General features: G+C 45.2%; 7 protein-coding genes, 2 tRNA genes and 1 rRNA gene (1 of these 10 running past the window's edge). 1 reads left to right on the top strand and 9 read right to left on the bottom strand.

The genetic code is table 11. The annotated features are described in order from the left end of the window. The 8 genes from DWZ61_RS17375 to DWZ61_RS17340 form a co-directional block, all read right to left on the bottom strand. Positions 1–60, bottom strand: a 16S ribosomal RNA gene (locus tag DWZ61_RS17375); it reaches 1,509 nt to the left of the window's first position. A 280-nt stretch (positions 61–340) separates the two neighbouring features. Further along, a tRNA-Ser gene (locus tag DWZ61_RS17370) sits at positions 341–429 on the bottom strand. Between the two features lie 51 nt (positions 430–480). Further along, positions 481–566: transfer RNA gene (locus tag DWZ61_RS17365), tRNA-Ser, on the bottom strand. Between the two features lie 239 nt (positions 567–805). Further along, complete coding sequence (locus tag DWZ61_RS17360) at positions 806–2,812, bottom strand: glycosyl hydrolase 115 family protein (RefSeq protein WP_118539866.1); 2,007 nt, start codon at positions 2,810–2,812, stop codon at positions 806–808. Positions 2,813–2,953: 141 nt separating this feature from the next. Further along, positions 2,954–3,646 carry a rhamnogalacturonan acetylesterase gene (locus tag DWZ61_RS17355; protein ID WP_118539868.1) on the bottom strand — a complete coding sequence of 231 codons (693 nt, stop codon included), beginning with the start codon at positions 3,644–3,646 and terminating at the stop codon, positions 2,954–2,956. A gap of 119 nt (positions 3,647–3,765) precedes the next feature. Continuing rightward, entirely contained in the window at positions 3,766–4,626 is an 861-nt protein-coding gene (locus DWZ61_RS17350; protein ID WP_117467057.1) for a carbohydrate ABC transporter permease, read from the bottom strand. Between the two features lie 12 nt (positions 4,627–4,638). Then, positions 4,639–5,604 carry an ABC transporter permease subunit gene (locus DWZ61_RS17345; protein WP_118505391.1) on the bottom strand — a complete coding sequence of 322 codons (966 nt, stop codon included), beginning with the start codon at positions 5,602–5,604 and terminating at the stop codon, positions 4,639–4,641. A 137-nt stretch (positions 5,605–5,741) separates the two neighbouring features. After that, positions 5,742–7,364, bottom strand: coding sequence for an ABC transporter substrate-binding protein (locus DWZ61_RS17340; RefSeq protein ID WP_117467053.1), 1,623 nt, complete (start codon positions 7,362–7,364; stop codon positions 5,742–5,744). Positions 7,365–7,661: 297 nt separating this feature from the next. Here DWZ61_RS17340 and DWZ61_RS17335 point away from each other — a divergent pair, with 297 nt between their 5' ends. Further along, complete coding sequence (locus tag DWZ61_RS17335; RefSeq protein ID WP_117467052.1) at positions 7,662–9,908, top strand: helix-turn-helix domain-containing protein; 2,247 nt, start codon at positions 7,662–7,664, stop codon at positions 9,906–9,908. A 54-nt stretch (positions 9,909–9,962) separates the two neighbouring features. Here the strand turns inward: DWZ61_RS17335 and ispD are convergent, their stop codons facing one another. Beyond that, on the bottom strand, positions 9,963–10,790 hold the full coding sequence (gene ispD, locus DWZ61_RS17330) for a 2-C-methyl-D-erythritol 4-phosphate cytidylyltransferase (protein WP_317239306.1): 828 nt from the start codon (positions 10,788–10,790) through the stop codon (positions 9,963–9,965). Positions 10,791–10,800: the final 10 nt, after the last annotated feature.

The raw sequence follows: 10,800 nt of genomic DNA, 5'->3' as shown, positions 1-10,800 counted from the left end.
TTGCATGTGTTAGGCACGCCGCCAGCGTTCATCCTGAGCCAGGATCAAACTCTCATGTTAAAATGGTGTTTGTGTCCTACCAGTTTATCTGGCATTGTTTACTGTTAATTCGGGTAGCTTGTCAATCTTTCGATCAACTTGCTTGTTCTTGAATTTCTCTGAAAATCTTGGAATTTTCAGGGTTGCATTACTGTTTATTTGTCAAAGATCATAACCTCTTGCTTCGCAAGAGCTGTGTTGCTTTGCCGTTGTTTTCAGCGACAGCTTTGATAGTTTATCATAACCATTTCTGTTTGTCAACAACTTTTTTCAAGTTTTTTGACTTTTTTACAACAGCCAACGGAGAAGGAGGGATTTGAACCCTCGCGCCGCTATTAACGACCTGCACCCTTTCCAGGGGTGTCCCTTCAACCTCTTGGGTACTTCTCCAGATAGTTGATTCTAATAATCTATATAATTATCGGCGGCACGAATGCCTAGCGGAGAGAGTGGGATTCGAACCCACGCGCCCTTTCGGACAAACGGTTTTCAAGACCGCCTCGTTATGACCACTTCGATATCTCTCCGAATGTGTGTCTTAAGTCTTTGTCATCTGTGTTGCTCACCTGACGACAAAAGCTATTCTAACAAAAAGGTCTGCTATTGTCAACACATTTTTACACAATTTTTATTTTATTTTTTTAAGATGAGAAAAAGCCCATTTTATCACGTTTTTGGGCTTTTCCTCTTTTTGCTGAATACAGTTTTTTCTATGAATTGTGTCTGTTATCATGTAATTGTTACAAATATTCCTACTATTTGCTTTTTACCACTGTCTGCTTTTCCCTGCAAGATACAACTCCCAGTCCGTCATATGATTTTCCATATTAGTGATCAGAACCACTTTGCAGTCATTCTCAGAGTAGGTCACTTCTCTCTGCCACTTGTAAAAATCCGGCCCGTCTCCCAGATTTCTCATATAGCCCATCAGGCGTTTCAGGCAGTAAGCTGTCTCCTTCACATCCGTCAGGCAATCATTGGCATAAAAGTCTTTCCATTTTCCGTGTTCCCGGTCCCTCATGGCGCTGTCCGCCGCTTCAAATGCTTCTGCAGCATTACCCAACAGGAAGAAGGCCTTCTTATATTCCTTCCGTTCATATGTTGCAAATGCTTCTGTAAATAAGATAGCTCCCTGTAGACAATTCCGGTGGATTTTCACCTGCAGCAATACGGAATCTTTCCATAATTCATTTTCCCCAACGGTAAGGCCGCACTCATACAGACCCTCAAGCTGTTTTCCCGTCTGCAGACATTTTCCTGTAAACCATTCCATCTGTGCAGCAAAAGTATCCTTATGAATACACCAGAACAGTTCTTCCACCGGTTCTGCAGCTCCGTTCTTCATCCAGCTATAGATAAAATCCCTCACAACATAATTATAGAATTGTTCTCCGGCATGCTCATCCTCTTTCTCTCCAAAGGGTAACATAGCCCTCGGATAATCGCGAATGCAGTCTTCCATAATGGAAAGCTGCGCAGTATCATTCTCCGCCCCATAGTATTCGGTGACATAACGCTTTCTATGCTCTTCTGCCGACAGAGCATCCTGTTTCCACAGATTGGCAATAAAAGAAAGAGGATATACATGCGGCTTGATATTGGATGCATTGACAAGCCACAGGTCCGTAATTCCATGCCTCATAGCATCCGTAAGCTCTTTTTCCACGAACTCCATGGAATTAGGCAGCATGGTAATATGGTTGGCCGCCTGTAAATCATAGAAGGATACATGATAATAGGTGCCATGCCGTCCCTTATCTCCTTCCTCCGGCAACGCTGACACTCTGGGGTTATGATTGCCTTGACGTCTGGATACCATCTTGCCGTAACCGTTGTCCGCCCAGATCAGGATCACATCCTCCGGGATCTGCAGGCAGCCCTCCCGATATAATTCCAGAATTTCACCGTACAGATTTGTGCAGAACACTGCGTCCGGAATCTGCTCTCTGACCATGGCATATTGCTTCTTCATAATATTGCTGATTAGCTCTCCACGTTTTTCAGGTGTGTCAAAAGCGGAATCATTTTCCCAGAACGGTACATCGCCCTGTCCCCGGAAGCCAATATTCCAGATGACTTCCTCGTCCTTTTGCCGTCCGATGGCGTCTTTCCATAATCCTTCAAACAAATCTTTATGTTTCAAATACGAAGGTTCCAGATCCGGGTAAGCCCGCAGGAACATTTCCGCTCCCAGCGGCTCCGCATGGTGATGTGTGATCATCAGCCCCATATCCGACGCAATAGGCGCATAGATTCTGGAATTTTTATCTGTTCCGGGAATCACCAGATTACCGCCGCAGCGAAGCAGCGCTTCAAACACCATTTCCCATGGATAGTCTTTTGATACGCCGGCTGTCCAATGGCTGATCAGTACTTCATCATTAATGAACCAGCCGCGGTACCGGATCCTGTCCGCCTCTGAATGGTATGTACCGCAAGGAATCTCTACATAAGATTTCACTTCCATCTTCTGATCATTCCAGAACCAGAATGGCAGCACTCCAAGGTAGGTTTCACTAAGGTAATTTAATGCATAGATAAAGGAACGGGCATCCGCTCCGTAGATCGTAATCTCCTGTTCTGTCACTTCCAGCTCATATTGTTCCGGTTTCAGATCTTTTTTGCACAAAATGATCCTGTTTCTATTCTTGACTATGTCAGTCAAAGTCTTTTCCATGTCTCTCCGAAACCGCTCACAGGCAAATTCTACGGCTTTTTCTGTTACAGCATCCGAAAGTAAGGTAGTGTTTCTACTTAACTGAAATGGGTTCATGCTCTTCTCCCTCTGTCTGTCATAATGATAGCAACATTATAAAAAAATGGGGTTCTTGTATCAAGATACAAAAAAGCCCGTTTCACTGACAAAATTTGTCTGTGAAACGGACTTCTGTATTTTTCTTAATTATCTGCCGGATTACAGTTTCAGATCATCCAACAGCATCTCTGCGTAGATTCCACCGATCTCTTTTAACCCTCTGGCGATCAGAGAAGCAAAATTCACGGCACCATCATAACGCAAATGCGTATTGTCCTCGGATTTCTCCGGATGATTCTTGTACTCCCCCTCCGGGAAGAACATGTACCATCTTCTGCTGTTCTTCTCTCCGGCTTTTTTTAATTCCATACGGCTCATGCTGTAGAGATCCACCAGAGGAACATTATTTTTCTCCGCGGTCTGCTTCATAGCAGCCACATAATCGGAATGTGCTCCGATCCCCAAGTGTTTCTCATCCATAAAGCATCTGCGCTCTAAGGGAGTGATCAGCACCGGATAAGCGCTATGATCTTTTGCCACACGGATAAAGGTTTCAAGATTCTCCATGTAAGTGGAAAAAGGCTCTGTATATCTGGTGGGATCCTCTTTTTTCTCGTCATTGTGTCCAAACTGGATAAACAGGAAATCTCCTGCACCAATTTTCTCCTCTATGGCTTTCAGTCTCCCCTCGTCCATAAAGCTTTTGGTGCTCCTGCCGTTCTTGGCATGGTTTACTATCTGATACTCATTTTTAACAAATAAAGGAAATACCTGGCCAATGCCCGTCTGTGGATATGTTGTGAAATCATTGGTCTGGACCGTGGAATCTGCAGCCCAAAAAATTCTGTTCATTTCTGCCCTCATTTCTGCGCTTCCCCTGCGCATCTTTTCTTGCGGAATTTGCCCGCAGATACAACACAAGGGAAACCGAAGTTTCCCTTGTCTAAGTCTAAGTACGTGTGAGAAGAAAATCACTCCTTAACAGCGCCGATATTAACACCCTTTACGAAGTATTTCTGCAGGAAAGGATACAGTGCCATGAAAGGAAGGATTGCACATACGATCGCTGCATAGAACAGAGTGTTCTGTGATACTGAATACTGCGTGGTAGGGGTATCACCATCCATGATCATATTACGTAACTGATACTGGAAGTTAACCTGATCAGGATTGGTAATATAGATCTTAACGGTAGAATAGTCATTCCATACGGTTACTGCGAACATCAGGCCGATGGAAGCCAGAGCTGCTTTGGACAGAGGAAGCACGATCTTGAAGAAGATTCCCATAGGGGAACATCCGTCGATCTCGGCCGCCTCGAACAGGCTGGCAGGTATTCCTTCGAAGAAGTTACGCATCAGTACCAGGTTGTACACGTTCATACCGTGCTTTACCACCAGGATCCACATGCTGTTAACCAGGTGTAACTGCTTCATTACCAGGTACTCGGGGATCATACCACCGGAGAAGATCATGGTAAACAGAAGGAAATATGCGAAGAAGTTACGTCCGGGCATATCAAACTGGATCAGTACATAGCCACCCAGGGTGGACAGGAGCAGACCAAGGAACGTACCGAGCACGGTTGTGATCACGGAGTTGATGAACGGTCTGTAAAGTCTCTGGGTATGAATGATGGTCTTATAGCCATCTAAGGTAAAATCCTCCGGCCACAGTCTGAACTGGTATACACCCACAGCATTGAAGGAGTCTACTACTACCTTCCAGATAGGTACCAGAACCAGGAGGCCGATGAGAATAAATACGATGTAGTTTACAATATCGAATACATGAACCTTTTTCTTAGGTTTACGATAAGCTGTCTTTGCCACGTTTAACACCTCCTATACAATGCCACGGCCACGGGTCTTCTTACTAGCCCAGTTACATATCAGTACCAGTACACAGCCAACCAGGGACTTGAAGAGACCAACTGCTGTAGAGTAACCATAGTTCGGCAGAGCGATTGCGAATGTCTGACGATAAATATAAGTAGAAATAACATCAGATACGCTGTATACCGCATTGTTGTACAATACGAATACGGACTCGAACATATTCATAACCTTAGCAAGGTTCAGGATCAATACAGTGATAATAGTATTGGACAGTGCAGGCAGCGTTACGAAACGCATCTTCTGCATACGGGTTGCACCGTCGATATCAGCTGCTTCATACAGCTCCGGGTTGATACCTGCCAGAGTAGCCAGGAAGATAATGGTTCCCCAACCGGTCTCTTTCCAGATATTGATAATGTAGAAGATCGGTCTCCACCATGCAGTGCTTGCCAGGAAATAAATTCCCTTGGCATCCGGTGCCAGGATGCCCCAGTCACGCAGCATTCCGTTTACCAGACCGGTAGAGGAGGGAGACAGGAACAGGCTGAAGATAGATGCAACTACTGCCCATGACATAAAGTGGGGCAGATATATAATAGTCTGCAAAGTTTTCTTTGCAAAGAGATTTCCCATTTCATTTAAGAAGATTGATACGATAACCGCAGTGAAGGTCGTGATCAATAACTTCATGATACTCAGTTCCAATGTGTTCCTGAATGCACTCCAGAACGCATCGGTCTTAAACATACTGTAAAAGTGCTTGAGTCCCACAAAAGTAGGAGCACCTACGGGCTTGTAATCGTAGAATGCATAACGAATACCAAGCATGGGCCAGTAATACATGATCAAAATAAATATAAATACAGGCAGGAACATTACATAATAGCCTCTGTTATTCCAGATCCGGAGACCCAAAGGCTTGTGACGTACTTCTACGCCGGTGGATGTGGTGATTTTCTTTTTCTTGCTCATACCATCCCTCTTCCTTTCAACTTCATCTCACACATTCTTTTCTCTCTAAAATATCCTGTCCCATGGGCTTTGTATCCCGATGGGACAGGATAATTATATCATATTTTGCAGCTTCCGCTACTCTATTACGGTCTCAATTACTGATTCAGTTCAGCTAAGCACTGATCAATGATACTGCCAACAGTGTCAACGTAGGTCTGCATAGCTGCATCTACATCGCCGCCATCAACTACTACAGAAGTGATAGCTGCCAGCTTAGCATCATAGATGGTACCGGACTCGTTGGTGTAGGTCTCAGAGGTAGGAGACTGAGGAGCATCCTTGCAGTTCTCGGTGAAGAACTTGTTACCTTCTGCAGCCAGGCTGGAGATATCGTTAAAGCCGTTGTCCAGAGAGCAGATAACCAGAGCGGGATCCATAGCGTTCTTCTTCCATACGGAGTTAGGATCGTTAGGAGACTGCTTTAAGTGGAACTGACCATCTTCGTACTCGTAAGACTTCTCTTTGTCAGTACCTGCATTGATGGTGAAGCTTTCAGCCTTGGTAGACCAGTGAACATCCTCTGCACCGTAGGTCCACAGTGTCTGCACCTTGTCACCATCCATCATGGTCTCGATGAATGCATCGAAGATAGCCTGCTCACGGGAATTGTCTCCGTCACCGTCATCAATGATAACCCATACAGGAGCTTCTCTGTTCAGGTAAGCACCAACCTCAGCGATAGGAGCCAGCTCAACCAGCTTCTCATCAACACCGTTCTTGATCAGGTTATCGGTCAGAGTCTGATACCAGGAACCTGCCCAGTAAGTGAATACACCTGAAGAACCGGTCTGATCGTTAGAGAACCATTTCTCACGAGCGATCTTGGTAGAAGCGGTCAGGGTCTCAGGGTCGATAGCGCCATCCTTGTAAGCCTGCTGTAATCTTAACAGAGCTGCCTTGGTAGCATCGGTCTGGAATCCATCGTACCAGGTACCATTCTCATCCTGCAGGATTGCGGGATAAGAATCCTGCCAGAACTCAGGCAGATAGTTTACATAAGGAGCCTCGTTACCAACGAAACCAGCTGCGATAACACCATAGGTATCACCGGTTACGCCGTTGCCATCGGGATCTTCGTTGTGGAACTTTAACAGCATGTTGTAGTAATCATCATAAGTCTTGATGTCTTCAGCCTTCAGGCCAACTGCATCTAACCATGCCTGCTTAACGTAGGTAACACATCCATTACCATAGGTAGGAGCGAAACCATACAGATGACCTTCCTCATCCTTCAGGTTCTCGTTGATCTCAGGCAGGATCAGGTGAGACTGGAATTTAGCGTTTGCATATGCTTCGGACATATCCCACAGCAGACCGGTAGGTGCATACTGCTTGAACATATCTGCACTCATGATCATTACATCAGGATAGTCACCGCCTGCGAACAGACGACCTACTGCATCGGTATAACCGGAATGGTCTAACTGCTGGACGTTCATCTTAATAGGATGACCGATTGCTTCGGATACTGCATCATCCCACTGCTGAACGAATTCAGCCTGGCCGTTATCAACGGTTGCGGTCAGAGTACCATTAACTACTACGTTAATCTCCTCCAGATTGTAAGCTTCGGTAGATGCTGCCTCGGTAGAAGCTGCTGCGCTGCCAGTTGCTGCGCTGTCGGTGGATGCTGCAGGAGCATCATTGCTGCTTCCGCATGCTGCTAAGGAAGCTACCATAGCAGATGCTAAAAGTACGGATAATACTTTTCTCTTCATTTCTTTCCTCCCTAAAAATTTGGAATCATGATTTGTCATGGGGTCATTCCCTTGACTTGCCCTCACCTTACCATCCGTCACCTGGAAAAACAAGTTACAATTTTTGCGTTCGGGTGCAAATTTTGACCACCGAATCTGCAAACCCTTGATTTTACTGCATTCTTTGAAAGCACTTACATTTGATATTTTTAAATTTGAAAGGGGTTACATCTTGCTTCCTTTGTAAGTAACTGATACAATATACATGGTTTATTCGGTATATTATCTAAAAAAATTGAGACACGGGAGTGATCATGAATGATTTTTAATAAAAAAGACACCCTTAATGATACAAATTATACAAGCCACAACAATACATTAATGCTGAAAATGGTAACCTCTTACAGTATTTTCCTGCTGATCATTCTGGTTTTGTTCATCTTTTTATACCGTTCTACGATAAATAACGCGCGTGATTCTTATGATCAGCAGAACGAGACAACCCTGATCAGCAATGCAGAGCTGTTTGAAAGCGATCTGAATATCATGGAAGTCTATTGCAGACAGCTTCTGCAGAACGACACTTTCCGGAAAGTCATGAATTATGAGAATACCTATTACCCTTTTACGGAAATGGGAAATGAATTGCAGAACTCTCTGGCTACCAATGTATATGCAGAAGCTCTTCTTCCGTTAAAAGAGTCCTTTGTCTATTTTCCGGAGACAGACTATGTATTGAATCCTACTTATTTTATATCCGCAAAGCGGTTCTATAGCTGGATCCAGAAGTATCCTTCTACCGAAAAAGAAATGTGGCGATCCTACATGACGGAACCGGAATACGAGAACCGCTTTCTTCCCATGGATCAGTTCATGCCAAATTACAGCGAAAAATACTATATGTATATCATCGACCTGAACGATCTCTATTATATGGATGCCAATGCGAAGGTCTGCTTTATCTTCGAACAGGATAAGATGGCGGATCTGTTCGACTGTGTTCAGATGGATGGTGATAATTTCCTGGCGGTGACCGCGGAAGATGACTCCACCGTGCTTACGATAAATACTCCGAACAGCATTTCCGCAGAAATGTTGGATTCTCTGGACTTTAATAAGGGCTATGCAGAGGTCCGGATCGATGGGCAGAACTTTACTTTGGGGAAATACGTTTCGGATAACACCAGTTATTCTTACTATTTCAGCTTCCCGCCCTACAAGGCGACCGCCGGATTGGGTGGCACCCAGCTGCTTTTCATCTTTTTTGCCCTGCTGGCATTGCTTACAGGCGGCTGTCTGGTCTATTATTTCTCCCGCCGCAATGTCCGCCCGATCATTGAGCTTGGGCAGGAATTGCAGACCGCTGTGGAAGTACAGAAAAATCTGCAGGAAGTGGTAGACAGTCAGCGTCCGATCATCTGTACCTCCTATGTGAGACAGCTGTTATCCGGTACTGCTACTTCCGAGGATGAAGTTACCTACATGGAAAACTATCTGGGTATTGCGGATTCTTCTTATTATAATGTGTTGTACATCGTCTACTATAATAATTTCGGAGACAATACAGAAATCACTCTCCCCGGCGGCGTGGAATCCATGGAAGAACTGGAAAAGATCATCGAGTCCGCACTGGAGAATTTCTTCGGTACACCGCTGTTCTATTTCAGCCCCTCGGACCGTACCTATTCCGTTTTGCTGCACTGCTCAGAGGAAGAAGAAAAGGATCTGATCCTGAAGATCAACAACTGCATCCTGCGTCTGCATGATTATCTGCTGGACACTTACGACATCTGGCTTTTCGCAGGTATCGGACGCAATACGGATTCCCTGATGAACGTATGGGAATGCTACCAGCAGGCCTCCGAGGCTGTCAGCTATACCACGAAGAACTACATTTTCTTCCCGTATGAATTCATTAAAAAGGATTCCAACGTGTTCTATTATCCGCCGGAGATCTCCACGAAGCTGATCCATTTCATCTCCACTGGCAATACTCCGCAGGTACTGGAGCTGTTCAATCTGATCCACCAGGAAAATATCGAGGAACGTACCCTGCCGGTCAACCTGTTAAAATACCTGCTGTCAGATATCCGTAACACTTTATTAAAAGCAAGATTTGCACTGCCTCAGGATGCAGATTCCGAAGCTGTAAAGGTGCTGGATGAACGTTTCAATGAGCACCTGACCTTCAAATTGTGCGAAGATCTTGCCTTATCCCTGTGTAATCTCTTCGGCAATAAGGAGGATGACAATACGTTATCCGCCACCATTGAGAAATATATTAAGGAAAATTACAAGGACCCTTCCTTAGGGCTTAACAAGATCTCCGATGAATTCCAGATCTCAGAGAGCTATTTCTCCCATATGTTCAAGGAAAAGACCGGAGTCAACTTCTCCACTTATCTGGAGAATATCCGCATGACAGAGGCCGCAAGACTGATCAAGGAGACCGATATCAGTCTGAATGAGCTGTATATTGCTGTGGGATATAATAATTCCAATACTTTCCGGCGTGCCTTCAAGAAGGTATACGGAGTGACCCCCAGTGCCATGCGGGAAAAATAGAACAATCTCTTGATAGAAATGCACAAAGGAACAGCCGGGACATCTTCGGAGGATTTAATCCTCCAGAAATGCCTCGGCTGTTTTCATATCTTCCGGCGTTGTGATCTTAATATTCTGATAAGAAGCCTCTACCAGCTTCACTCTTGTCTCAGTAAACAGTTCCACCACGCTGGCATCATCCGTTACCTGAATGCCCTGTTCCTGCATCCTGGGAAGACGATTTTTCAGTCTCTCGTATGCCTGCAGGATCAGGCTGGTCTCAAATACCTGCGGTGTCTGGATATTCCAGACGGTTCTTCGATCCGGAGTGGACAGGGCAAAGCCTTCTCCGTCACTGATCTTTACCGTATCCTTGCTCTGTACCGCCGCCACACAGGCCTGATATTGCACGGCCGCTGCATAGGTATCTTCTAATATCTTCTCTGTCAGAAAAGGTCTGGCTCCATCGTGAATGAACACATATCCGTGCTCATTGGGTACTTTCAACCGTCCGTCAGCAATCAGCTGTAAGGCTCTCCCCACGGACAGATACCGTTCCGCTCCTCCAGAAGTAATAATATTTACTTTGGTAAAATGATATTTTTGCACGATTTCTTCCCGGACATAGGGAATATCCTGCTCTGCCGTCACCAGAATGCAGTCATCAATGATCCGGGATTCCTCCACCGCATGCAAGGCATACCAGATCAGTGGCTTTTCTTTTAACGGTAAAAACTGCTTCGCCACCGCCGACTGCATGCGGCTTCCGCTGCCCGCCGCAAGGATAATAGCGGTACATCTGGGCTTTTCCCCATTCTCCTGAGGCTCCTGTCCGTTTTCCATCTCATTTTTCATGCTGTAATCTTCTGTCTCATTTCTGTCCTGTGCTACTCTGTCTACCATATTGTGTCTG

Source organism: Clostridium sp. AF34-10BH (assembly GCF_003478095.1).
GTDB classification, from domain to species: domain Bacteria; phylum Bacillota; class Clostridia; order Lachnospirales; family Lachnospiraceae; genus Acetatifactor; species Acetatifactor acetigignens.
The sequence above is the reverse complement of the archived record's forward strand: the minus strand, read 5'-3'. Positions and strand labels throughout refer to the sequence as shown.